We start from the raw sequence: 25100 nt of genomic DNA on the forward strand, positions 1-25100 counted from the left end.
TATTTCACAATTTAATCGGAGGGTTTAATCATGGCTATTGATGAAACACAACTAACAGAAAAAGCTTCAGTTTTAACAGAAGTTGACCAGCTTGCTGCCAATGGACTGCAGGCATTAAAAAATTTCAGCAGTTTTTCTCAGGAAAAAATCGATAGCATTGTCAAAGCAATGGCTCTTGCAGGACTTGACCAGCATATGCCGCTTGCCAAGCTTGCTGTAGAGGAAACCGGCAGAGGTGTCTATGAAGATAAAATTATTAAAAATATGTTTGCAACAGAATACATCTATCACAATATCAAATACGATAAAACGGTTGGCATCATCCATGAAAACAAACATGAAGGCATCTATGAAATTGCTGAACCGATCGGCGTTATCGCTGGAGTGACACCTGTTACGAATCCAACTTCAACAACCATGTTTAAAGCTCTCATCTCAATAAAAACAAGAAATCCTATTATATTTGCTTTTCATCCTTCTGCACAAAAATGCAGCAGTGAAGCGGCGCGTATTCTGCGGGATGCGGCCATAAAGGCCGGTGCTCCCGAGCATTGTATTCAATGGATTGAAACACCATCTCTGGCTGCTACACAGCAATTAATGACACACCCTGATATCTCACTCATTCTTGCAACCGGCGGCTCCGGAATGGTCAAATCTGCATACAGCTCAGGAAAGCCTGCTCTAGGCGTTGGCCCTGGAAACGTTCCTTGCTATATTGAAAAAACAGCTAATGTCAGACGGTCCATCAATGATTTAATTCTCTCCAAAACCTTCGACAACGGGATGATTTGTGCATCTGAGCAAGCGGTCATCATTGATAAAGAAATCTACAATGAAGTCAAAAATGAAATGATCGAAAATGGCTGTTATTTTGTTAATCCTGATGAGAAGAAGAAGCTTGAGAAACTTGTCATTAATGAACACACTTGTGCTATCAATGCCGAAATTGTAGGGATGCCTGCAGCTGCAATCGCTGAAAAAGCAGGTTTCCATGTGCCAGAAGGAACAAAAATCCTTGTAGCCGAGCTAAAAGGTGTTGGCGCAGACTATCCATTATCCCGGGAAAAACTAAGCCCTGTACTTGCCTGCTATAAAGTAAACAGCCTTGAAGAAGGATTAACACGATGTGAGGAAATGCTGGAATTTGGCGGTTTAGGACATTCAGCCGTTCTTCATTCCAGCAGCGAGCATGTGCAGCGCTTATTTGGAACACGAATGAAGGCAGGCAGAATTATTTTAAATGCTCCATCCTCTCAAGGAGGCATTGGAGATATCTACAATGCCTACATGCCATCATTGACGCTTGGCTGTGGAACTTATGGCGGAAACTCTGTATCTACGAATGTAGGAGCCGTACATCTTATCAATATTAAAAAAATGGCACAAAGGAATAATAATATGCAGTGGTTTAAAATCCCCCCAAAAGTTTATTTTGAAAAGAATTCAACTCAATATTTAGCAAAAATGCCAAAGATCTCGAAAGCCTTTATTGTGACAGACCCCGGCATGGTGAAGCTCGGCTATGTCGATAAAGTACTTTATTATCTGCGCAAGCGTCCAGACTATGTTCATTGTGAAATATTTTCTGATGTGGAGCCAGATCCTTCAATTGAAACGGTCATAAAAGGTGCTGAGCAGATGGCACAGTTTAATCCAGATGTGATTATCGCCCTTGGCGGCGGTTCAGCAATGGATGCAGCCAAAGGAATGTGGCTATTTTACGAGCATCCTGATACTGAATTTTTTGGGTTAAAGCAGAAGTTTTTAGATATCCGAAAAAGAATCGTCAAATATAAAAAACTCGGTGAGAGAGCACAATTTGTCGCGATACCCACAACATCTGGCACGGGCTCTGAAGTCACTTCCTTCTCTGTTATTACCGATAAAGAAGCAAATATTAAATATCCTTTGGCAGACTATGAGTTAACGCCTGACGTTGCCATCATTGATCCTCAATATGTTATGACCGTACCGAAGCATATTACGGCAGATACAGGCATGGACGTTTTAACACATGCCATTGAGGCTTATGTTTCCGTCATGGCAAATGATTATACGGACGGCTTAGCGATGAAAGCCATTCAGCTTGTCTTTGACTATTTGCCTAAAGCATATCGAAATGGAGCCGATGAAGTGGCACGGGAAAAAATGCATAATGCCTCCACCATCGCCGGAATGGCATTTGCGAACGCCTTTTTAGGAATCAACCATAGCCTTGCCCACAAGCTTGGCGCAGAATTTCATATTGCACATGGCCGTGCCAATGCAATCCTCATGCCGCATGTGATTCGCTATAATGCAGTCAAACCAAAAAAATTCACCGCATTCCCTAAGTATGAACGCTTTATTGCGGACGAACGCTATGCGGAAATTGCGAGAACACTAGGATTGCCTGCCCGGACAACAGAAGAAGGCGTCAACTCGCTGATCCAGGCAGTCTGCGACTTGGCAAAAGAGCTGGAAATCCCATTGACCCTTCAAGGAAACGGCGTAAATAAAGAAATATTTGAAAGCAGAGTTGATTTCTTAGCAGAACGCGCATTTGAAGATCAGTGCACAACCGCTAATCCAAAACTACCATTGATCACGGAGCTCGCTGAGATTTATCGCCAGGCTTGGTAATAGAATAATAGCTGAAACCGGAGAAAATCTATTTGATTCTCCGGTTTTTTTGTGTTTATGAAGGAATTTGTTTTATTTTGAGCCTGGAATGCTTGTTTTTCATGAGAATGAGCAAGGCGGATTTGGGTTTGCTATCAAATTTTCTGGTTTTCCTATCAAAGTTTGGGTTTATCCTATCAAAATTCCTGAGTTTCCTATCAAATTTTTGGGATTTCCTATCAAAAATCCTCGGTTTCCTATCAAATTCTGGGTTTCCTATCAAAATTCGAGTTTCCTATAAAAATCTCTCGGTTTCCTATCAAATTTTGGGTTTATCCTATCAAAATTCCTGAGTTTCCTATCAAATTTTCCGACTTTCCTATCAAAATTCCTGACTTTCCTATCAAACCCACTAAATCCCCACTATTTAACAGGTACACAAATCTCACAGAGATGCCTCTCTACCTTTTCCTCGGAATATCGCTCAAATGCCGGCCTCTCCATGTCCACACGTAATCCATCTCGCGTAAGATCCATAAATATCATGCCCCAGGCTTTCCCGACTGCTTCGGCTGTATGCTCAACTTCGTAAATAGCATATCTTCCTGGTAAAAGAACTCCCCCACAAACTGTATCATCCAAAAGCACTCCCTCAGTGATCACAATTCCCGCATCATATCTGCAGTGTTCAGGCAGTGTCGTCCCCGGATCGTCATGGGATATTCCCACAATTACCCCTTCTCCCTGCATCAGCCCGTTTTCCCTTCCCCACTCTTTTATTCTCCTCATCGCTTCAAGATTCCCCATCCCATATGGTCCAACATGCCGAATATACGCAATACGTGCTACGGGCAAATTTTCAATTTTTCTTTTCATCCTTATTACCTCCATTTTGTTTGTACGTTCAAAATGAATGTAACAGCCATTAAAATGAATTTCACCATTAATTTTAAAATTTTTCCAATTCTTTTATAACAACAGCAAAAAACCCCACGAAATTAGCGCAGGGTTTCAATCACAATTATGAAGTTAAAGAGTCCCAATCATGCCGTCGCCTCATGTGCCTTCGTTTTGAACCCGCACTCAGCAGGTGGGTGTCCTGTTCCTGCATTAGCAAGTCCTCTAACATGGAGGCATTTACGCGGCTCGGAAACTCTGGACTCCCGAAGGAATAATGTTCGGTCAAAATTTCAGGTATTGCAACGAACACATCAGGACTCTTTATGAATTGAACTCATTATATCACGAAATGAAAGCTCTTACAATGAGTAAGGAATAGGCAATTATTCACTTTTTTTCAGATTTAAAGCTAAGTGTAAGTCATCTAACTGAGTCTCACTAACCTCACCTGGTGCATTTGTCAGGACGCAGCTTGCACTTGCTGTTTTAGGGAATGCAATGGTATCACGCAGATTTGTTCTGCCTGCAAGCAGCATTACCAAACGGTCAAGACCGAGTGCAATTCCGCCATGCGGAGGTGTTCCATATTCGAATGCTTCAAGCAGGAAGCCGAATTGCTCTCTTGCTTCTTCTTTTGAGAAGCCAAGCACTTCAAACATTTTTTCCTGGACTTCACGTTCGAATATACGAAGGGATCCGCCGCCAAGCTCATAGCCATTTAAGACTAGGTCATATGCCTGTGCCTTCACTTGTTCAGGATTGCTGTCCAATAAATGCAGGTCTTCGCGTGCCGGCATTGTGAATGGATGGTGTGCTGCATAATAGCGGCCTTCATCTTCTGCATACTCAAGCAATGGCCAATCTGTTACCCATAAGAAATTAAATTTGCTTTGATCAATCAGGTTCTGTTCTTTGCCGATTTTTAGACGAAGTGCACCTAATGCATCTGCAACTACGTTCTTTTTATCAGCTACGAATAAAAGAAGGTCTCCTGTTTCAACTGAAAGAACAGATTTTAGCTCACTTTCTTCTTCAGGGCTGACAAATTTAGCAATCGGCCCTTTTAAGCCTTCTTCTTCCGCTTTCAGCCATGCAAGGCCTTTTGCACCATATCTAGCAACGAATTCTGTTAGAGCATCGATATCTTTACGAGAGTATGCTGATGCACCGTTTTTCACATTTATCGCTTTAACCTGCCCGCCAGATGAAACAGCTCCTGCGAATACTTTAAAACCAGATTCTTTAACAATAGCAGAGACGTCTGTTAATTCCATTGCAAAGCGTGTGTCCGGCTTATCTGAGCCAAATCGGTCCATCGCCTCTTGGTATGGCATCCGGTTAAATGGTGTTTCAATCTGAATGCCTTTAACATCCTTCATGATTTTTGTCATCATTGATTCCATCATCGCAATAATATCATCCTGGCTCATGAAGCTTGTTTCGATGTCAAGCTGTGTAAATTCAGGCTGACGGTCTGCACGCAAGTCTTCATCACGGAAACAGCGGGCGATCTGATAGTATTTTTCAAATCCGCCAACCATTAATAGCTGCTTGAAAATCTGCGGTGATTGCGGAAGTGCATAGAATTCGCCTGGATGTACACGGCTAGGCACTAAATAATCACGAGCCCCTTCAGGTGTGCTTTTCGTTAAAATGGGTGTTTCTACATCAATGAATCCTTCTTCATCAAGGAAATTACGCATTGTTTTTGTGACTTGGTGGCGCATTTTTAATGTTTCAAAAATAGCTGGTCTGCGCATATCTAAGTACCGGTATTTCAGACGGATATCTTCAGACACATCTGTTTGATCTTCAATTACAAATGGAGGTGTTTTCGCTTCATTAATGATATTCACAGTTGCAACTGAGATTTCAATTTCACCTGTTTTTAAATTATCATTCACTGTGCCTTCCTGACGGGCAACAACCGTTCCTGTCACATCAAGCACATATTCATTTCTGATTTTTTCTGCTGTCTCTAATGCTTCTTTAGAAACTTCCGGGTTAAACACGATTTGCACAATCCCCGTACGGTCACGAAGGTCGATAAAAATAAGTCCTCCAAGATCGCGCCGCTTTTGCACCCATCCTTTTAATGTAACAGTTTCGCCAATATGGCTGCTGTTGATATGACCACATTCATAAGTTCTGCCAAACATCTCTATTCCTCCTATTTGCCGCTTAGTTCTATAAATTTCTCGATAAATGAATCGAGATTGATTTCTGTTTGCTCACCAGTATCCATGGATTTTAAATTGATTTTATTTTCTTTGAGCTCATCTTCTCCAAGAACAGCAACATATTTCGCATTTACACGGTCTGCCGCTTTGAATTGGGCTTTAATTTTACGATCTAAATAATCTCGATCAGCCGAAAATCCAGCATTTCTAAGCTTCTGCAGCAGGCCAACTGTGTAATCCTTTGCTTCGTCTCCCAAAGCAACAAGATAACAATCTATGCTGTTCTTTAAATCCAGCTCTACCTTTTCGGCTGAAAGGGCTGCAATGAGTCTTTCAATACTGAATGCAAAACCAATACCAGGAGCTTCCGGCCCGCCAATGTCTTCTGTTAAGCCATTGTATCGGCCGCCTCCGCAAAGTGTTGTGATGGCACCAAAGCCTTCTGCATCACTCATAATCTCAAATGCTGTGTGTGTGTAATAGTCTAATCCGCGCACTAGATTTGGATCTACCACAAACTCTATGTCAAGATCCTGTAAATATCTCTGAACCTTTTCAAAATAAGTTTTTGACTCTTCATTTAAATAATCCAAAATTGATGGAGCTGACTTCATCAGTTCATGCTCACGATCTTTTTTACAATCCAAAATCCTCATTGGATTTTTCTCTAATCTGTTCTGACAGTCGCTGCAGAACTCTCCGATCCGTGGTTTGAAGTGTGCAATCAGTGCATCGCGGTGCGCGCCTCTGCTTTCTTTATCGCCCAGGCTGTTAATGACAAGCTTTAATTTTTTCAAGCCCATCTCTTTGTAAAAAGTCATTGCAAGTGCAATCACTTCTGCGTCTATTGCCGGATCGGAACTGCCGATTGCTTCAACACCAAATTGCACAAACTGGCGGAATCTTCCTGCCTGAGGGCGTTCATAGCGAAACATGGGTCCCATATAATACAGTTTAATCGGCTGATTTGCGTAGCCAAACATCTTATTTTCAACATAAGAGCGCACTACAGCAGCTGTTCCCTCTGGACGAAGGGTTAAGCTGCGCTCACCGCGGTCTTCAAAGGTATACATCTCCTTTTGCACAACATCCGTTGTATCGCCTACTCCGCGCAAAAACAGCTCTGTGTGTTCGAAAATTGGCGTTCTGATTTCCTGATATTGAAATCTGTCACAAATTTCCTTCGCCTTCTGTTCAATAAGCTGCCATTTCTCAACCTCTCCAGGTAAAATATCCTGTGTTCCTCTTGGAATGTGAATTGCCATAACGAATCCTCCTAAAACAATTAATTACTATATATGTATAAAAATAGTCTGAACACAAAAAACTCTCGTCCCTTGTATTCATTACAAATACAAGGGACGAGAGTTATATTCCCGTGGTGCCACCCTAATTGAAGACAGTTTACCTGCTTCCACTTTTACAGTTAACGCCTGTGTACGTTCATTTCCTACTAGGCCAGATTGGCATTTCAGAACGAAGCCTACGAAGTGTTCTTTCATTAAATCAGTTTGGAGAAATGCTTTCAGCCTAAGGCATTTCCTCTCTTTCCAATTAGGATTTAACTACTCTTCTCCATCATCGGGTATCAAAACATCAAATTATATGCTTATATTATTTACTTAATATTAAGGAGCAAAGCACATAATGTCAAGAGCGAAATTACGAGCGTCCCATTTTCTTTTTTAATGTTTTCACATCTTTTAATGTCAGGCCAAACTCAGAAGCAAGCTCCACCATGTTTGATTGCTGCTCTGATTGGATAAAATCATGAAAATCGACACCAAATAGTTTATTATTAGTTGATTGAATAGACATTCCTTTATCGCCAAATCTCATGATAGAAATCATCCTTTACATTTTTTGTATTCTCTAGTATTCCCTGCTAACTGAAAATTATTGTCCTTCAGTCCACTTTCACGAAAATTTTCTTAGAGGAAATAGCTATTTACTAACGAATTAGTATAATAGGCTGGTACTAATCTTTTCTAAGATTGCTCGAGCAAGGCTGAAAACAACGAGAAGAAAATGTTATACTATGTGAGGCTGGCAATTTGGCATTTTTTTCTGTGAGAGGAGGATTTTTTTGTTAAAAAGAAAGGCTTCAACCGTGTTTTTTTGCTTTATTTTACTCTTAACTGCTTTTACTCCCGCTGTAAGCGCTGAAGCAGGAGGGGCGGCTATAAAAATTGCGGTTGATGAATTGAATGTAAGATCTGGTCCTGGATTAAGCTACCCGATTTTAGGAAAAGCGAGCCGGAACGAGGAATATCAGCTGCTTGGACAAGAAAATGAATGGCAGCAGATAAGCTATAAGGGAGATCAAGGATGGGTCGCTGACTGGCTTACGGCTGCAACAGATGACCATTCATCATCTGTTAGTATTTCCATGAGCGGACAAGCGACTATCTCTGAAGATGGACTGCGGGTAAGAAGCGCCCCCGGGACAGACAACTCTGTAATCGGAACGGTACATAGAGGTGAAACCTATAGCATTAAACAAAGTAACGGAGATTGGACACAGCTTGAAACACCATTTGGTCTAGGATGGGTATTTAATGATTATCTGCAAATGGATTCAAGTGAAGAACCACCTGCAGCTGAAAAAACTGGCACTATTACAGGGAGTTCGGTGAATGTCCGCTCAGACTCAACAACTGGCGGGGACATTCTTGGCAAGCTGGATCAAGGTTCGACTGTAAAAATTTTATCAGAGAAGAACGGCTGGGTTGAAATTTCATTTTCTGGCCAATCAGCGTGGGTCAGCAGTGACTATGTCGAGGATCAAACAGCTTCCTCATCAGCCAGCACAGGCGAGAGTGAGCTGACATCCGGGAATACAGCACTTATTAAAGCAGATTCGTTAACGGTAAGAGACACTCCTTCCTTAAATGGAGACAGAATTGGTACAGTCACTAAAGGTGAGTCATTCACGATGCTAGAAGAAAGCAATGATTGGGTTAAAATTGAATACGATACAGGAGCCTTCGGTTGGGTTGCAGGCTGGTTTTTAGAAAAACAACATACCAGCAGCACACAAACAGCAGGGAAGCCTTTAAGCGGCAGTACAGTATCTATTACACATGATGGCACGAATATACGTGCGTCCTCTTCAACTAATTCAGCTGTTGTTGAGAGAGCCAATGCCGGCCAGGTTTTTGAGGCGATTCGCTTAGAAAATGATTGGGTTGAGGTTAAACTCACCGATGGCAGCACAGGTTTTGTTGCAGGCTGGATTGTGAGTATGAATGGACAAGCAGCACAGATTGAAAAGCGCGGATCAGGATCAGTGAAGAATAAAACGATTGTGATCGATCCGGGACATGGCGGAAGAGATAATGGCACAACAGGAACAAGAGGGACATTAGAGAAAAAGCTGAATCTGCAGACTGCAGAGCTATTAGCTGCCAAGCTGAAATCTGCTGGTGCAAATGTCATTCTTACAAGAAACAGTGATACATATATTCCACTTGAAGCAAGGGTAAGAAGTTCCTCCGTAAATGGAGCAGATGCTTTTATCAGCATTCATTATGATAGCATTAATGACCGAAGTGTGCGCGGAATGACAACTTATTATTATTATGGCTTTCAGGAACAGCTTGCCAGTGATGTTCATGCCGCAACCGCTGCGAGAACTCGTATAAAAGACCGAGGGCATCGCCAAGGTGATTATTATGTACTCAGAGAAAATACCCAAAAAGCCATCTTAATTGAACTAGGCTACCTAAGCAATCCAGCGGAAGAAATGGCTGTCAGCTCCCCGCAATATCAGGAAGCTGCAGCTGCAGGAATGTATGAAGGACTAGTGAGATATTTTAAGTGAAATATAAAAAAACAGCTCCCCTGAGCTGTTTTTTTATTTACTTTCAATAATTAGCGTTACAGGACCGTCGTTTGTCAGGCTTACATCCATCATGGCACCAAATGTACCTGTTTCGACCTTTAAGCCTTTTTCACGCAGATAAGAATTAAAGGTATCATAAAGGACAATTGCCTGATCTGGTTTAGCCGCATTCATAAAATTAGGTCTGCGTCCTTTTCGGCAATCTCCATATAAAGTAAACTGGGAAACAGACAAAATTTCTCCGCCAGCGTCTAAGATCGATAAATTCATTTTTCCATCTTGATCATCAAAGACTCTTAAGTTTGCTATTTTATCTGCAAGAAAAGCTGCATCCTCTTCCGTATCATCATGTGTGACACCAACTAAAAGGACAAACCCTTTTTCAATCCTGCCTACAACCTCATCTTCAACCGTAACCGAAGCCTGCTTGCTTCGCTGTACTACAACCTTCATAACAATACTCTCCCAGGTTAATTCATTATACGTCTAACAGCATAAACGTCTGGTATTTGTTTAATTCGATCAACCACTTTTTGCAGGTGGCTGACATTTTGAATGGCAATCGACATATCAATCGTAGCTGCCTTATTGCGATCTGATTTGCCGGTAACCGCTGAAATATTTGTCTTTGTTTCATTTACCGCCTGCAATACTTCATTCAATAGACCTCTGCGATCATAGCCGGTAATTTCAATCTCAACATTATATTCTTTCCTGTCGTTTAGGCCTGTTTCCCATTCAACCGGAATGAGGCGAGCCTGTGCGTCATCTGTTCGGATATTGGTGCAATCTGCACGGTGAACAGAGACACCTCTGCCTTTTGTGATAAAGCCAACAATCTCATCTCCAGGTACGGGATTACAGCAGCGCGATAACCGGATGAGCAGGTTATCAATGCCAGATACTCGCACACCTGATTCCCGTTTCCTTGCTGTTGGAAATGACTTTAATTCTGAAACAGCATTTGAAATATCGTTGTTTTGCTCAAGATCACGCTTCTTGCGCCACTTCTCTGTAAGACGGTTGGCGACTTGAAGAGCCGTGATGCCATTGTAGCCAACTGCAGCATACATATCCTCTTCATTGGCAAAATTGAACTTTTCAACGACTTTTTTAACATTTTCTGCTGTTAAAATTTCTTTTAAATCAAACTCCATATTGCGGATTTCTTTTTCAACGAGTTCTTTGCCTTTTTCAAAATTCTCATCTTTTCGCTGTTTCTTAAAGAATTGTCTGATTTTGTTTTTAGCCTGTGAAGATTGCGCCAGCTTCAGCCAATCCTTACTTGGCCCATACGAATGCTTAGATGTAAGAATCTCGATAATATCTCCGGTCTGCAGCTTATAGTCTAATGTCACCATTTTGCCGTTCACTTTGCTGCCGATTGTTTTATTGCCAATCTCAGAGTGAATTCGATACGCAAAATCGATCGGAACGGAGCCGGATGGAAGCTCAATTACATCTCCTTTTGGAGTGAAGACAAACACCATGTCCGAGAATAAATCCATTTTTAACGATTCCATAAATTCTTCAGCATTCACCGTATCATCCTGGAAATCAAGAATTTCTCTGAACCATGTAAGTTTTTCTTCAAAAGAAGAATTTTCAGCCACTTTTTTGCCTTCTTTATACGCCCAGTGGGCAGCAATCCCGAACTCAGCGATGCGGTGCATTTCCATTGTGCGGATCTGCACTTCCAATGGATCGCCTTTTGGTCCAATCACCGTTGTATGAAGTGATTGGTACATATTTTGCTTTGGCATAGCAATATAATCTTTAAATCTTCCAGGCATCGGTTTCCAGCATGTATGAATAATCCCCAAAACCGCGTAGCAGTCCTTAATGCTGTTCACAACAATTCTTACAGCTAATAAGTCATAAATTTCATTAAACTGCTTGTTTTGCAGGGCCATTTTTCGATAGATGCTGTAAATATGCTTTGGCCGCCCAGACATTTCAGATTTAATTGCCACCTCATCAAGCCGTTCCCGCATGATTGAAATGACTTCATCTAGATATTCTTCCCGCTCTGCCCGTTTCTTTTTCATCAGGTTCACAATTCGATAGTATTGCTGCGGATTTAAATATCTTAATGCAGTATCCTCAAGCTCCCATTTAATTTTTGAGATCCCTAAACGGTGGGCGAGAGGTGCAAAGATTTCAAGTGTTTCATTTGAAATGCGGCGCTGCTTTTCAGCCGGCAGATGCTTTAATGTCCTCATATTATGAAGACGGTCAGCAAGCTTGATCAAGATGACACGGATATCCTGTGCCATCGCGACAAACATTTTGCGATGATTTTCGGCCTGCTGCTCTTCCTGTGACTTGTATTTAATTTTCCCCAATTTTGTTACACCATCGACAAGCATGGCAACTTCATCATTAAATGCGTTCGATATATCTTCCAGAGTAATTTCTGTATCCTCAACAACATCATGTAAAAAACCTGCTGCAACTGTAGAAGGATCCATTTCTAAGTCAGCCAGAATACCAGCTACCTGAATCGGATGAATGATATATGGTTCGCCTGATTTGCGATATTGTTCACGATGAGCATGCTTGGCAAATTCATAAGCCTCTTTAACGAATACCGTTTGCTCCTCATTTAAATATTGCTTTGTCCTGTCGATGACTTGTTCGGCGGTCAGAACCTGATCATGCGCCATAGAATCACCTTTACCCCATAATTTTATTTCTGCTTCATTTCCGTTTATATAAACGGTGCCCTCCGCCAATAGCGTTTGAAAGCACCCAGAATGTATTCAAGTACCATTCATCTGATGATAATGTTACAAATTAGAATGATTGTTATTATTATCGAAAAAAAATGGACAAAAGTAAAGTGGTTGGCTGTTATTTTTATGGAAAAACGAAAAAAATGTCGAACTTTGACCGTATTGATGAGCAAATTTGTTAGTATATCCATTTATTATATAAAATATATGGATTTTTTTTGAAAATGGATCCTTATTAAAAAATAAAACACTATTAAAAGGAAAGAACCGAAATTCTTCAATGTATAAAAAGAGCGCCATGTTAAATAGCGCTCTTTTTTGGATTTATTAAAAGTCCATTAATGTTAATACGTCGTATTTCTCGAGTTTGCTTCTGCCATCGAGGTATGTTAATTCGATTAGGAAGGCAATACCTGCAACAATGCCGCCAAGTTCTTCAACAAGCTTGATTGTTGCTTCAATAGTGCCGCCAGTTGCCAGCAAGTCATCTGTGATTAATACGCGCTGACCTGGTTTAATCGCATCCTTGTGGATGGTTAAAACGTCTTTTCCGTATTCTAAACCATAATCAACCTTGACTGTTTCTCTTGGAAGTTTCCCTTCTTTACGAACTGGTGCGAACCCAACTCCTAAGGAATAAGCTACAGGGCAGCCGATAATAAAGCCGCGCGCCTCTGGGCCTACAACAAGATCAATGTTCTGCTTTTTTGCATATTCAACGATTTGGTCAGTTGCATATTTGTATGCCTCACCATTATCCATTAAAGTTGTAATATCTTTAAAACGAATTCCTGGTTTTGGCCAATCCTCAACGATTGTAATGTATTGTTTCAAGTCCATTCTTACCCATTTCCTCCTCGGATTCCACAGATCCTGAGATCACTTCATCAAACCAGCTCTTTAACTGGCCATAAGATGAGTATAGCAAATCGCTTTCAAGCTCATATGATGCCTGCTTTTGCCGGTATGTCTGTGAATCTGCCAAATCACGTTTATTGGCTGTATTTTGTAGAGAAATAACTCCACTCTTTATTGTAACAAAATCTAACTCAAAAAACACTGTTGAGATAAAATCTATTGAATCTCTGCTCCAGCCTTTGTGTTTGGCTAAATCGTTTCCGTGCTTTTTCAAGTCAAAAGGACCTTTTTTCGCCAAGAACGCATAAAACCATTTAAAATGATCCCGGTTCGGCATGGTACTGAAGTAATCACTATCCTGTTTATAAAATAAAGCATATATTCTGCCTGGCTTTTTACCCTGCAATAACCCGGCAAGCAGCTCCTTTGAAGGAGGCAGGTCCGCGAGAATAATAGGCTCTTCAGATATGTTGGTCTTCATAGCATCTTCTAAAGTCGGAACATATGAAACATGGCCGCCATTAGCATATTGCTTAATAAAGTCCATGTTTTCTTCATTAAAAACAATCCAGTGATTCTCAGCCTGCTTAACACCTTCAGGCAGTTTGGCAGGATTTTTAATTCCTCTAATATCAAAAAGCTGCCATCCTTCAATGGCTACATCATGAATGAAAATTTGCGGCTTTTTAATATTGTTCCATTCATTAATGGAAAGCTCTCCAATCACATTAATGGATGCCTCTGGGGAAATCTGATCATAAAGATGCCCAAGACTGAACCCAATTCCATCCAACTGCGAAGAATCCTGTTCGAAAGTCATTTTTAAATGATTTTGATTGGTGCCAATTTTTCTGATCGCCTTTATGCCCGCTCTTTCAATAACAACCTTTGGCTTGGGATTGTCCATTCCATATGGGGCCAGCATGTCCAGCTCTTGAATGGAAGCTAAATCAATATCAGCCAGATCTACTTGCTTATCCAATGTGGTAATTGGCACAAAGTCCTCTTCTGTCAGCTGCTCATCTGCGAGTACTTTCAGCCGTTCTCTGAGTTCATTAACATCAGAGATATTTAATGTCATCCCAGCTGCCATGGGATGTCCGCCGAAATGAGGCAGAATATCTCTGCATTCTGAGAGATTCTTAAATAAATCAAAACCAGCAATGCTGCGGGCAGAACCCTTTGCCAGCCCTTTAACAGGATCGTAGCTTAACACGATGGCTGGCCGGTAAAACTTTTCAACGAGCTTTGAAGCGACAATTCCAATGACACCAGAATTCCAGCCTTCTTTTCCAACCACAATAACTGTATGGTCATCAATACCATAATTCGTCTCTACTTCTTCGATCGCCTTCTGAGCAATTTCATTCACGATGCTCTGACGGTCTTTATTCATATTATCAATCTCTTCGGCAATCGATTCAGCTTCAATCCGATCTTCTGTTAATAGCAGCGCTACAGCCGGATCAGCACTATCTAGCCGTCCAGCAGCATTTAATCGCGGTGCAATAAAGAAACCAATTGTTTCTTCATTAATGGCGCCTGCTTCAATGCTGCCTCGTTTCAGCAGCTCCTGCAGCCCAATGAACTTGGTTGCTCTTAATTTCTTGATCCCTTTTTTAGCAATCGTGCGGTTTTCTCCTTTAAGCGGGACCAAATCGGCAATCGTTCCAATAGCAGCAATTTCAAGCAGATGCTCAGGCAAATCCCCATATAAAGCATGAGCTACCTTAAATGCAACGCCAACCCCTGCCAGATCACGAAAAGGATAAACGCTATCTTCAAGCTTAGGATGAATAATCGCCAAAGCTTCAGGAAGTTCAGGTCCTGGTTCATGGTGGTCGGTAATAATTAAATCAAGTCCAAGATCTTTAGCCGCTTTTGCTTCATTTACAGCAGCAATCCCTGTATCTACTGTAATGATGAGCTTAACACCAATATCAGCTGCATATTCAAATGCAGGGATATTTGGACCATATCCTTCGGTAAAACGATTTGGAATATAATATTCTACTTGTGCGCCAAGATCGCGAAGCACGGTCATCATTACGGTCGTACTCGTAACTCCATCAGCATCATAGTCACCAAATATAAGTATTTGTTCGCCATTGGCTATTGCCTCTTTTATTCTGGCAACTGCCAGATCCATTCCTTTCAGTAAAAAAGGATCATGAAAGCCCTGTTCTTTTTCAAATAAAAAATACCGTGCTTCTTCAACGGTATCTACTCCACGATTAACAAGTAAAGAAGCAACTAGAGGCGTTACCTTTAGTTCTTCCACTAATATATTGACTTTTTCTTGATCTGATTGCCGGACTACCCAGCGTGTTTTTGATTTTAACATGCGCTCACCCCTCGGCTTTTTCATTATACAAGAGGGGTAAGCTTGTTTCAATACATATAGAATTGCCAAAAATGTTTTCGTTTAGCTTTGTGTGCTTTTTTGTATGCTTTCTTTAGGCTTTTTCTCTGTCTTTAAAGAGTCGTTCTTAGTCACCTTTGGCTGTTCAGCCGCTTTTTCTTTCTTCAGATGCTTAATTTCTCTCTGCAGACTGTAGATACGTACAATTCCAACTGAGCCAATAATAATCCCGCCCATTAAAACAGAGCCTAGAATCACTAATATTAACGGCCATTCACTTTCTCCAAATAAATAATTAACTGTAACTGGGTCAACATTTATAACAGCAAAAATAGCGACAATTAATGCAAATACAATTCCCAGTAATAATGCCCATTGGTTTTTCATAAATATCTCCTTTCCTGCACTCTTATCTACTTTAATTACCCGCTTTGGTTAGTGGATAAAACTCATACACTACGTATTAATATACTTCAGATAAAGATAAAAATACCTCTGTCTGCTAGCAGACAGAGGTACCATAACCTATTAAACCTGAGGCTCGTCGGTTTCCTTTTTCTTCTCTTTGAATGTAATTAATACGCCTTTTTGCTTCAGCTCTTTGCCCTTCCAGTCCAACCAAAGCTGTGCGGCTAGGAAAATGGAAGAATACGTACCGGCAATAAGACCAACAAGCAAGGCTATGTTGAAATTACGGATTGCTTCACTACCAAAGATAAGCAAGCCCAGTACAGCAAAAATAACCGTTATAATGGTGTTGACTGAACGTCCCAAGGTTTGTCTTAAACTTTTATTAACAATTTCCTTTAATTCTGCAAACTCTTTAATCTTACGCTTCTTGACCATATTTTCCCTTATTCGGTCAAAGGTTACGATTGTATCATTAATTGAATAACCGATAATCGTTAACACTGCTGCAATAAAGGTTAAGTCTGCTTCCAGTCTAGTCAAACTAAATACTACAATAATAAAGAAAGCATCATGCAGGAGGGCAATAATCGCCGGTATAGCCATCTTAACTTCAAAACGGATTGTCACATAAAGGATAATCCCGATAGAGGCAATTCCCAGGGCAATAAGTGCGTTTCTCGCAATTTCTTTCCCAACTGTTGGAGAAACAGTACTGATATTTGGCTCAGTACCAAAAACTTCATTGAATTGAGCTTTTACCTCAGCAATTTCATCTTGGCTGAGTACATCTGTCGTTCGGGCAACAGCGATATTATTATCTTCACCCGAAATCACTATATCATCTGTATTAATTTGTGCAGCTTCAAGCTGTTCCTGAAATTCACTGGATGAAATCTGCTGTTCACTCAGCTGCTCAATTCTTGTTCCATTTGAGAAATCAATACTTAAGTTCAATCGGAAAATACTTAACACAATTATGCCAGCAATCACCGTAACTGCTGAGAAGATATAGAACTTTTTACGCTGCTTTACAAAATCAAATTTATCAAATCTTGACGGCAAATCAAGGGTATCATAATTTTCCGCAATATCTTTAATCTCACTCTTTTTAACACCAAACCAGCCTGGCTTTTTATTGAACAAGTTGCTGTTTACCCATAAGCCCAGCAATAATCTAGTTCCGTATACGGATGTAATAAAGCTGACCAGTATACTAATGATTAACGTTGTTGCGAAGCCTTTCACTGAACTTGTCCCATAGATAAACAAGACGCCGGCCGCAAGCAAAGTTGTCAAGTTTGCATCAAAGATGGTCGAAAGCGAGTTCTTCCCGCCAACTTGGAATGCGGACTTAATCGAACGTCCAACTTTGATTTCTTCCCTAATTCTTTCATACGTAATAATATTGGCATCAACAGCCATTCCGACACCTAGTATGAGAGCGGCAATACCAGGCAGTGTCATAACTGCATTCAGCCAGTCAAAAATCAGAAGCGTGATAAAGAGATAAATCGTTAAGGTAATGGATGCGATAATCCCAGGGAAGCGATAAAAAGCAATCATAAACAGGAAGATCGCTCCAATGCCGACAATCCCGCCGACAACCGTTTTCTGAAGGGCTTGTTCACCAAATTGAGCTCCTACCGACGTAGAGAACACTTCATTTAACTCCACCGGCAAGGAACCTGAGCTTAGAAGGTTCGCAAGCGTTTGAGCTTCATCTAATGTGAAGTTTCCTTCAATCGAAACGGTATCTGTGTTAAAGACCTGACTTACGTTAGGTGCAGATAGGAACGCAGGATCCTCTTTTGTGACTTCTTCCTGGAAGCTATGCACGCCTTCTTCAAAATCCAGCCAAATGACAAGCTGATTATTTGGAGCCATTGCTACGATCTTTTCCGTTACTTCTTTAAACTTATTAGCATCCTTCAATTCAATCGAAACGTTAGGCTGACCATTTTCATCAAATGATTGCTTCGCTCCGCCTTCAACAAGGTCGGATCCATCCATCATCAGCTCATCGTTTACATCACGGAATGAAAGGTTTGCTTCTGTTGAAAGAATTTCGCGGGCTTCATTTTGATCCGTAACACCAGCGAGCTGAACACGAATACGATTATCGCCTTCAATTTGAATACTCGGCTCGTTTACGCCCAATACGTTAATTCTTCGATCAAGTGACTGGACAGTGCTATTAAGGATATCCTGTGTCACTTCTTGTCCATCTTCAGTCTTTACTTCATACAGAACTTCAAATCCGCCCTGCAGATCAAGACCGAGTTTAATATTGTTTAAAATATCTTTCGATGTCACGCCGATCAAGCTTCCAAGCAATATAACGATCAGGAAGAATGATAGGATTCTACTGCGTTTGACCATTATGTATAAATCCTCCTTAAATAGTGCCAGAAAAGGCATTAAACCTATGATTCCAATATACCCATTATGAAACAGAAAAAGGAAGCTGTCAATTTGACTATTAACGAAAAAGAAGCATTCACAATGCATAATCAATATCCTTTTGCATAGGGCAGGATCTCTTTTAGCAAGACTGATTGTTTAGGTATTTACCATGTGGAACACTTCTTGCTTCAGAGTAAATTCACGCTTATATTGTTATTTAAAAAGGCTTTTCAGATCTTCTTCACTAATAGATAAGTCACTTCCTCTTAAAGCCTCTACTGTTGAATAATTGATATATTCACCCGCTTTAACCGCCATAATACCTTCTATGATTTCGAATAATTTGACATCTTCTTTTGGTTTCTTCCATTTTTTCTTCGTGAGAAAAGACCAGAATTCATCTTCCTTCACATTGCCATAGCCATAAAACTGAATTTCATCGATCTTCACTTGCAATGCCGGACTAACGTGTTGACGAAAGGAATCATAAGGGTGATTAGTTTTCAATATAGAAACGCCTCCATTTTATCATGCATAATAGCGAGATTATATGCTTTAAAAACCAAGCAGTGAAACCTTCCTATTGGGCAGCATTTAGCAGTGTTTAAAAAAGCTTGTCATGCTTTGTCCACTCTCTTGCATATAGATAATTGTATAGCATTATATGTAATTTGAGAAGGCAGGGAGCAGAATGTCGAAATTTTTAAAAGGGACCATGATCCTGCTGGCAGCAGGCCTGGTCACTAGAGTTCTAGGATTTATTAATCGCATCGTTATTGCCCGATCAATAGGGGCCGAGGGTGTTGGTTTATATATGATGGCATATCCGACTTTTATTCTTGCTGTCACCATAACCCAGCTGGGTCTTCCTGTAGCCATATCCAAACATGTAGCAGAAGCTGAAGCGGTGGGAGACGCACGAAAAACAAAAAAAATACTGGTTGTCTCTCTGGCCACAACCATCTCGTTATCACTAATCATTACGCCTGCTTTAATTATATTAGCTCCATATCTATCTGAAACACTTTTTACAGATCCAAGAACCCATTTGCCCTTGCTCGCAATTGCACCAGTTGTTCCTATTATAGCTGTTTCTTCTGTCATTCGCGGCTATTTTCAGGGAAAACAAAATATGAAGCCTGCTGCTTACTCTCAGTTACTTGAGCAAGCAGTCCGTATTACACTGATTGCCGCTATGACAACTGCATTCCTCCCTTATGGAATTGAATATGCAGCAGCGGGAGCCATGCTTGCTTCAGTTGTGGGTGAGCTTGTTTCTTTAGCCTATCTATTAACCGCGTTCAAATTAAAAAAGAAATTTCGTGTTCGCAAGCAATTCTTTCAATTCATTCAATCGGGGAAATCTACCTTTAAAGAGCTCATGAGTGTCGCCTTGCCAACAACAGGAAGCCGCATGATCGGTTCACTTGCCTGGTTTTTTGAACCCATTGTTGTAGCACACAGCCTGGCATTAGCAGGAGTTGCAACCATTGCCGCAACCCAAAGCTATGGTGCCCTAACAGGTTTTGCCATGCCGCTATTAATGCTGCCATCTTTTATCACCCATGCCCTCTCAACATCATTGGTGCCAGCCATTAGTGAGGCCTACTCAAAAAAGAATATGAAGCTTATTGAATATAGACTTCAGCAAGCTCTAAAATTTGTATTCATTTCAGGCGGCTTGGCTGTGGTCATCCTCTATGTTTTGGCAGAACCGCTCATGAATATTATTTACGATTCATCTACTGGAGCTGGCTTTATTAAATTAATGGCACCTTTTTTCTTATTATACTTTTTCCAAGGTCCACTTCAGGCAGCATTACAAGCTTTGGATCATGCCCGCTCTGCCATGATTAACAGCTTGATTGGGGCTGTTGTTAAAATCGCTGTTATTTTCGCACTTGCCAGTCAGCCAGCCTTCGGAATTAATGGTGTGGCCATTGGCATGCTTGTAGGTTTTGTTCTTGTAACCCTGCTCCATATGGCTACAATCCTGAAAAAGATCTCTTTTACTTTTCATATTCGCGACTATATGAAAACATTTATCATTATGGGTCTATCAGGCTGGGCAGGCTACTATACTTACCCTTATTTACATGACTATTCCATGCTGATTTCTATCATCATCAGCATTTCTGTTATCGTAATGGTGTATTTCATTCTGCTGCTGCTCTTCGGTTTACTAAAAAAACACGAGCTTCGTCAGATTCCATGGATTGGCGGATTTCTATCTATTTTTGCATTGAAGTAATGAAAGATGTTTTAGAGTTTGTACATTCGTTTAGGAGCACTGCAGACTTTCGTTTTCAGCCGATGGAAAATTTAAACATAGCTCTCTCCCTTGCCTCAGTACCTTCAGAAGTAGACGGACCTATTTTTTAAAGAAAGAAAACCCCAAACCATTAGACAGGAGCTCATTGCTAATGGTTTGGGGTTATTTTATTTGGCTAAGTGTTTCTCTCTTTCCCATGACATTTTTCCATATTCTGGACTTTAGGAGGGTGTTTCTATCCTTTTCATGACTTCAATTTCCAGATACTAGACTTCAGAGGAGTGTTTCCCCCTTTTTCACGACTACAATTTCCAGATACTGGACTTTAGAAAGGTGTTTCTATCCTTTTAACGACACCATTTTCCAGATACTGGTATCTAGAGGTGTGTTTCTCCCTTTTTCACGACACCATTTCCCAGATACTGGACTTTAGAGGGGTGTTTCCCCTTTTTCCACGACACCATTTTCCAGATACTGGACTTTAGAAGGATGTTTCTATCCTTTTCACTACACCTTTTTCCAGATACTAGACACTAGAGGGGTGTTCCGCCCCTTTTCGCGACTTAAAGTATTGTCGAGGCAAAGTTATTTCAGTTCCAGCACCTATCCAGTACCTATTACTTCCTCCTCCCCCCAGAAGCCTTTCAAGCACCGTTCTAACATCATTTCTCAATTTCATTTTTTATATCAATATAAAAACGCCCGTTCTCAAAGCTGCAAAACGAAATTTCATCTATGCTGTGGTAGCCTCGTTCTCCTAATTCCTTCAGCAGCCATTCGTCTGTTTTATTTATATTTTCAAGATGCTCATATTGAATGACTCCATCGAGAATAAGCGGCCAGGTCACACCGTTTTTAGCAGCTTTCTTCGTAAAAACGGATAAATGGCCAGAAGATTCGAGTACTGCCAATTCAACATCTGATATAAGAGCAATGTCTTTGTCACGCAGCTGAAGGAGCAGATCGTCGAAATTATAATTTTGCTTTTTCATGGCGTACTCATCTATTTTCCCATTATTTATGATGATCGTTGGTTTTCCGTCTACGACATCTCTAAACTTCTTACTTTTCAGTGATATGTAAGCAAATGTAACCTGCAGCAGCAGCAGTATGAGCATAGGAAGCACATTTTTAAACAGTGATGATTCTGTTTGCTCTAGAGCTGTTACAGCTAACTCCGCCAGCATAATCGAAACAACTACATCCAGTACACTTAGTTCGCCGATTTCCCGCTTTCCCATCAATCGATAGATGACGGAAATTAACCCATACAAGAAGATCGTTCTGAAAATAATGATCGTATACTCTTCCATTGAATGATCCCCCTTTAAAAACCACTTTCTTTTTATTGTCAACGAACAAGAAAAATATATAAGCTTTATTTTTCAGGATGAAGAAAAAAGAAAATTTTGTTAGCGAAAAGTGATTTTCTGCTTCTAAATTCCGCTCTTCTGAATATGCTTGTACAAAGAGATTGTGCGTGACATGCCATTGGCTTTCACGCAAAAAAAAGCTTGCCAATAGAGGGGAGATGGTTAAAATAGAAGAATCAAAAAACTTAGGCAGTGCAGTGTTATTTGGGAATATTGCCATTTTTATTGTTGCAATAGTCAGCAGTTTGTTTTTTTCGCTGCTTCTTTCGTTCACCTCTTTACAGGAGGCATCACTTCAGCATGTCATTACCGCTGTATCATTTATAGCTTTATTTGCGGGAGGCTTTATTGCAGGAGGAAAAGGAAAGCAAAAAGGCTGGCTTCTTGGCGGGATAACAGGGCTGCTTTATTCCCTTATTATCTTTCTTTTTCAATACTTAGGTCATGATCGTCTTTTTGATATGGAACAAATTATCTATCATACATGTTATATCCTAATCTGTATGATGGGCGGTATTTTAGGGGTAAATGTGAAGGGGAAATCATCTTAATAGCAAAAAGCGGACCCAAAATGGATCCGCTTCTTTTTTATTTTGCTAGCATATCTCCAGCTGATACTTCCGTTACTTCGCGAATTGCTGCGCGATCGTATGTAAGTCGGCTGCCGTCACCGCATTTGATAACAATCTTATCTTCATCGATTGCATCAACAAAACCATGAAGACCACCAATTGTTACAACTTTATCTCCCTTTTTCAAATCGGTCTGCATTTGCTGAACCGCTTTTTGGCGCTTCTGCTGCGGACGAATTAACAGGAAGTAAAACAATACAAACATCAATAGCAGTGGTGCTAATGTTCCTAAGATTTCCATTCTCTTTTCCCCTCCTTTCAGGCATTAAAAGTTTTTCGCGTTTGGTTTGTTAAATCCATATTGTTCGAAAAACTCTTCTCTAAAGTCCCCCAGTCGATCTTCTCTGATTGCCTGTCTGACCCCTTCCATTAATTTTAACAGAAAATAGAGATTATGATAAGTTGTAAGCCTTATTCCGAACGTTTCTTCACAGCGAATTAAGTGACGAATATAGGCACGGCTATAGTTTTTGCATGTATAGCAATCACAGTTTGGATCAAGCGGTCCAAAATCTTTTGCATACTTCGCATTTTTAACGACTAATCGGCCTTCACTTGTCATTAACGTTCCATTTCTGGCGATACGGGTAGGCAATACACAGTCGAACATATCAATTCCGCGGATCGCTCCATCAATTAACGAATCCGGTGAGCCTACACCCATTAAATATCTAGGTTTATTGTCAGGCAGCCATGGCGTCGTGAATTCAAGCACCCGGTTCATCACATCTTTTGGCTCTCCAACTGACAAGCCACCAACAGCATACCCTGGGAAGTCAAGTGATACAAGATCTTTAGCACTTTGCTTGCGCAGATCTTCAAATTCCCCGCCCTGCACAATGCCAAACAATCCTTGGTCATTTGGACGCTGATGAGCTGTCAAGCAGCGTTCTGCCCATCTGGATGTTCTCTCAACAGATTTCTTCATATATTCATGTGTTGCAGGAAATGGCGGGCACTCATCAAAGGCCATCATAATATCTGAACCTAAAGCATTTTGGATTTCCATTGCTTTTTCTGGAGATAAAAATAGCTTGTCTCCATTTAAGTGATTGCGGAAGTGGACACCTTCCTCTTCAATTTTACGGAATTCACTTAAGCTGAATACCTGGAATCCGCCTGAGTCTGTCAGAATGGCACGGTCCCAGTTCATAAATTTATGAAGTCCGCCTGCTTCTTGAATAATCTCATGACCAGGACGAAGCCATAAATGATACGTGTTGCTTAGAATAATACCTGCTCCCATCTGAACTAAATCTTCAGGCGACATTGTTTTTACAGTAGCCAATGTCCCAACAGGCATAAATACAGGTGTTTCAAACGAACCATGCGGCGTATGTACACGGCCGAGTCTGGCTCCAGTTTGTTTACAAGTTTTAATTAATTCATAACGAATGGCTGTCACTATTCTTTCTCCTTCCGAGAATCGTGTTGCTTTCATTTCTTCATTCTATGTGCTGTAATTTTCTTATTTTATCAGCATGGCATCGCCAAAGCTAAAGAAGCGATAGCGCTCCTCAACTGCTGTGTTGTAGGCATGTAATACATTTTCTCTTCCTGCTAAAGCACTGATTAACATGATTAGCGTTGATTTCGGCAGATGAAAATTGGTAATCATCCCATCGATCGCTTTAAATTCAAAACCGGGGAAGATAAAAATATCTGTCCAGCCGCTCGCAGCAGCAAATTGTCCATCATGGTCTCTTGCAATGGTTTCAAGGGTTCTTGTTGAAGTCGTTCCGACACTGATAATCTTACCGCCTTGTTTGCGCACTTCATTCAGCAGATTTGCTGTACCTTCACTCATTTGGTAATACTCGGCATGCATATCATGCTCTGTTAAATCTTCTACACTGACCGGTCTAAAAGTCCCTAATCCAACATGCAATGTGATAAAAGCAATATGAACGCCCATAGCTCTTATTTCTTCAAGCAGCTCCTCTGTGAAGTGAAGCCCTGCAGTTGGTGCAGCAGCCGATCCGCGCTCTTTAGCAAATACGGTCTGATATCGTTCTTTATCATCAAGCTGTTCTTTTATATATGGAGGAAGGGGCATTTCACCCAGGCGATCGAGCACTTCATAAAAAATACCTTCGTAGCTGAATTCAAGAAGACGTCCGCCATGCTCAGATTCACCAATGCATGTTGCAGACAGCAAGCCATCACCAAAAGTAATCACTGTACCTTCTTTAACACGTTTCGCCGGCTTTATCAGTGTTTCCCACTTGTCACCCTCTTGCTGTTTTAATAAAAGAACCTCAATCTTTGCACCAGTTCCTTCTTTTTCTCCAAACAGTCTTGCTGGCAGTACTCTTGTATCATTCAACACAAGAGCATCCCCCGCTTTAAAATACTCTTTAATATGCTTAAATATATCGTGTTTGATTTCACCTGTTTCCTTATCTAGCACCATCAGTCTGCTGCTTGTCCGGTCTTCGAGCGGAGTTTGAGCAATCAGCTCCTCCGGCAAGTGAAAATCAAATAAATCTACCTTCATGTTGTCACCGTCTCCTGCTAATAATATAT

Annotated in this window: 19 protein-coding genes, 1 other RNA gene and 1 other annotated feature; of the genes, 4 read left to right on the forward strand and 16 right to left on the reverse strand. The window is 40.8% G+C overall.

The window, feature by feature from the left end; genetic code table 11:
* The first annotated feature begins 30 nt into the window (after nt 1–30).
* Nucleotides 31–2625: a bifunctional acetaldehyde-CoA/alcohol dehydrogenase gene (adhE, locus tag J1899_RS15915; protein ID WP_214475156.1), complete on the forward strand. Its 2595-nt coding sequence runs from the start codon at nt 31–33 to the stop codon at nt 2623–2625.
* 402 nt (nt 2626–3027) lie between these two features.
* On the opposite strand, the gene J1899_RS15920 is transcribed toward adhE, so the two are convergent.
* The 5 genes from J1899_RS15920 to J1899_RS15940 form a co-directional block, all read right to left on the reverse strand.
* Nucleotides 3028–3480: an AraC family transcriptional regulator gene (locus J1899_RS15920; protein WP_214475158.1), complete on the reverse strand. Its 453-nt coding sequence runs from the start codon at nt 3478–3480 to the stop codon at nt 3028–3030.
* 156 nt (nt 3481–3636) lie between these two features.
* Nucleotides 3637–3825: non-coding RNA, 6S RNA (gene ssrS / locus J1899_RS15925), on the reverse strand.
* 62 nt (nt 3826–3887) lie between these two features.
* Nucleotides 3888–5663 (reverse strand): aspartate--tRNA ligase, encoded by a 1776-nt coding sequence (gene aspS / locus J1899_RS15930; protein ID WP_214475160.1) that lies wholly within the window; start codon nt 5661–5663, stop codon nt 3888–3890.
* Between the two features lie 11 nt (nt 5664–5674).
* On the reverse strand, nt 5675–6949 hold the full coding sequence (gene hisS, locus J1899_RS15935) for a histidine--tRNA ligase (RefSeq protein ID WP_066443203.1): 1275 nt from the start codon (nt 6947–6949) through the stop codon (nt 5675–5677).
* Between the two features lie 89 nt (nt 6950–7038).
* Nucleotides 7039–7275: a binding site (T-box leader), on the reverse strand.
* Nucleotides 7276–7346: 71 nt separating this feature from the next.
* Nucleotides 7347–7523 carry a hypothetical protein gene (locus J1899_RS15940; protein WP_214475162.1) on the reverse strand — a complete coding sequence of 59 codons (177 nt, stop codon included), beginning with the start codon at nt 7521–7523 and terminating at the stop codon, nt 7347–7349.
* 247 nt (nt 7524–7770) lie between these two features.
* Here J1899_RS15940 and J1899_RS15945 point away from each other — a divergent pair, with 247 nt between their 5' ends.
* Nucleotides 7771–9507 carry an N-acetylmuramoyl-L-alanine amidase family protein gene (locus J1899_RS15945; protein WP_214475164.1) on the forward strand — a complete coding sequence of 579 codons (1737 nt, stop codon included), beginning with the start codon at nt 7771–7773 and terminating at the stop codon, nt 9505–9507.
* Between the two features lie 33 nt (nt 9508–9540).
* Here J1899_RS15945 and dtd read toward each other — a convergent pair whose 3' ends face one another.
* The 7 genes from dtd to J1899_RS15980 form a co-directional block, all read right to left on the reverse strand.
* Nucleotides 9541–9981, reverse strand: coding sequence for a D-aminoacyl-tRNA deacylase (gene dtd, locus J1899_RS15950; RefSeq protein ID WP_066443201.1), 441 nt, complete (start codon nt 9979–9981; stop codon nt 9541–9543).
* Nucleotides 9982–9998: 17 nt separating this feature from the next.
* On the reverse strand, nt 9999–12194 hold the full coding sequence (locus J1899_RS15955; protein ID WP_214475166.1) for a RelA/SpoT family protein: 2196 nt from the start codon (nt 12192–12194) through the stop codon (nt 9999–10001).
* 396 nt (nt 12195–12590) lie between these two features.
* The gene (locus tag J1899_RS15960; RefSeq protein WP_066443199.1) at nt 12591–13103 is read right to left on the reverse strand and encodes an adenine phosphoribosyltransferase; all 513 of its coding nucleotides are present in this window, start codon (nt 13101–13103) and stop codon (nt 12591–12593) included.
* Nucleotides 13072–15465 (reverse strand): single-stranded-DNA-specific exonuclease RecJ, encoded by a 2394-nt coding sequence (gene recJ, locus J1899_RS15965; RefSeq protein WP_214475167.1) that lies wholly within the window; start codon nt 15463–15465, stop codon nt 13072–13074. Before recJ ends, J1899_RS15960 begins: the two co-directional genes overlap by 32 nt.
* 81 nt (nt 15466–15546) lie before the next feature.
* A complete protein-coding gene (locus tag J1899_RS15970; protein ID WP_214475169.1) occupies nt 15547–15870 on the reverse strand; it encodes a LapA family protein in 324 nt (107 codons plus the stop codon).
* Nucleotides 15871–16011: 141 nt separating this feature from the next.
* Nucleotides 16012–18273 carry a protein translocase subunit SecDF gene (secDF, locus tag J1899_RS15975; protein WP_214475171.1) on the reverse strand — a complete coding sequence of 754 codons (2262 nt, stop codon included), beginning with the start codon at nt 18271–18273 and terminating at the stop codon, nt 16012–16014.
* A gap of 237 nt (nt 18274–18510) precedes the next feature.
* A complete protein-coding gene (locus J1899_RS15980; RefSeq protein WP_214475173.1) occupies nt 18511–18804 on the reverse strand; it encodes a post-transcriptional regulator in 294 nt (97 codons plus the stop codon).
* 184 nt (nt 18805–18988) lie between these two features.
* Here J1899_RS15980 and spoVB point away from each other — a divergent pair, with 184 nt between their 5' ends.
* Nucleotides 18989–20548, forward strand: a complete 1560-nt coding sequence (gene spoVB / locus J1899_RS15985) for a stage V sporulation protein B (RefSeq protein WP_214475175.1) — start codon at nt 18989–18991, stop codon at nt 20546–20548.
* A gap of 683 nt (nt 20549–21231) precedes the next feature.
* Here the strand turns inward: spoVB and J1899_RS15990 are convergent.
* Nucleotides 21232–21882, reverse strand: a complete 651-nt coding sequence (locus J1899_RS15990) for a DUF421 domain-containing protein (RefSeq protein WP_214475177.1) — start codon at nt 21880–21882, stop codon at nt 21232–21234.
* A 218-nt stretch (nt 21883–22100) separates the two neighbouring features.
* On the opposite strand from J1899_RS15990, the gene J1899_RS15995 reads away from it, so the two are divergent.
* Nucleotides 22101–22493, forward strand: a complete 393-nt coding sequence (locus J1899_RS15995) for a TIGR04086 family membrane protein (RefSeq protein ID WP_214478868.1) — start codon at nt 22101–22103, stop codon at nt 22491–22493.
* Nucleotides 22494–22530: 37 nt separating this feature from the next.
* Here J1899_RS15995 and yajC read toward each other — a convergent pair whose 3' ends face one another.
* The 3 genes from yajC to queA all read right to left on the reverse strand — a co-directional run bounded on the left by yajC (nt 22531) and on the right by queA (nt 25071).
* Entirely contained in the window at nt 22531–22815 is a 285-nt protein-coding gene (gene yajC, locus J1899_RS16000; protein ID WP_066443191.1) for a preprotein translocase subunit YajC, read from the reverse strand.
* A 24-nt stretch (nt 22816–22839) separates the two neighbouring features.
* Nucleotides 22840–23979, reverse strand: a complete 1140-nt coding sequence (gene tgt / locus J1899_RS16005; RefSeq protein ID WP_066443190.1) for a tRNA guanosine(34) transglycosylase Tgt — start codon at nt 23977–23979, stop codon at nt 22840–22842.
* 63 nt (nt 23980–24042) lie between these two features.
* The gene (queA, locus tag J1899_RS16010; RefSeq protein WP_214475179.1) at nt 24043–25071 is read right to left on the reverse strand and encodes a tRNA preQ1(34) S-adenosylmethionine ribosyltransferase-isomerase QueA; all 1029 of its coding nucleotides are present in this window, start codon (nt 25069–25071) and stop codon (nt 24043–24045) included.
* Nucleotides 25072–25100 lie beyond the last annotated feature (29 nt).

This window comes from Cytobacillus gottheilii (genome assembly GCF_018582665.1).
In the GTDB taxonomy this organism is placed as follows: Bacteria; Bacillota; Bacilli; order Bacillales; family Cytobacillaceae; genus Cytobacillus; species Cytobacillus gottheilii.

Bases quoted from the DNA above. Each gene is read 5' to 3' on its own strand.
- adhE (WP_214475156.1), top strand. From the start codon at position 31: ATGGCTATTGATGAAACACAACTAACAGAAAAAGCTTCAGTTTTAACA.
- J1899_RS15920 (WP_214475158.1), bottom strand. From the start codon at position 3,480: ATGAAAAGAAAAATTGAAAATTTGCCCGTAGCACGTATTGCGTATATT.
- aspS (WP_214475160.1), bottom strand. From the start codon at position 5,663: ATGTTTGGCAGAACTTATGAATGTGGTCATATCAACAGCAGCCATATT.
- hisS (WP_066443203.1), bottom strand. From the start codon at position 6,949: ATGGCAATTCACATTCCAAGAGGAACACAGGATATTTTACCTGGAGAG.
- J1899_RS15940 (WP_214475162.1), bottom strand. From the start codon at position 7,523: ATGAGATTTGGCGATAAAGGAATGTCTATTCAATCAACTAATAATAAA.
- dtd (WP_066443201.1), bottom strand. From the start codon at position 9,981: ATGAAGGTTGTAGTACAGCGAAGCAAGCAGGCTTCGGTTACGGTTGAA.
- J1899_RS15955 (WP_214475166.1), bottom strand. From the start codon at position 12,194: ATGGCGCATGATCAGGTTCTGACCGCCGAACAAGTCATCGACAGGACA.
- J1899_RS15960 (WP_066443199.1), bottom strand. From the start codon at position 13,103: ATGGACTTGAAACAATACATTACAATCGTTGAGGATTGGCCAAAACCA.
- recJ (WP_214475167.1), bottom strand. From the start codon at position 15,465: ATGTTAAAATCAAAAACACGCTGGGTAGTCCGGCAATCAGATCAAGAA.
- J1899_RS15970 (WP_214475169.1), bottom strand. From the start codon at position 15,870: ATGAAAAACCAATGGGCATTATTACTGGGAATTGTATTTGCATTAATT.
- secDF (WP_214475171.1), bottom strand. From the start codon at position 18,273: ATGGTCAAACGCAGTAGAATCCTATCATTCTTCCTGATCGTTATATTG.
- spoVB (WP_214475175.1), top strand. From the start codon at position 18,989: ATGTCGAAATTTTTAAAAGGGACCATGATCCTGCTGGCAGCAGGCCTG.
- J1899_RS15990 (WP_214475177.1), bottom strand. From the start codon at position 21,882: ATGGAAGAGTATACGATCATTATTTTCAGAACGATCTTCTTGTATGGG.
- J1899_RS15995 (WP_214478868.1), top strand. From the start codon at position 22,101: ATGGTTAAAATAGAAGAATCAAAAAACTTAGGCAGTGCAGTGTTATTT.
- yajC (WP_066443191.1), bottom strand. From the start codon at position 22,815: ATGGAAATCTTAGGAACATTAGCACCACTGCTATTGATGTTTGTATTG.
- queA (WP_214475179.1), bottom strand. From the start codon at position 25,071: ATGAAGGTAGATTTATTTGATTTTCACTTGCCGGAGGAGCTGATTGCT.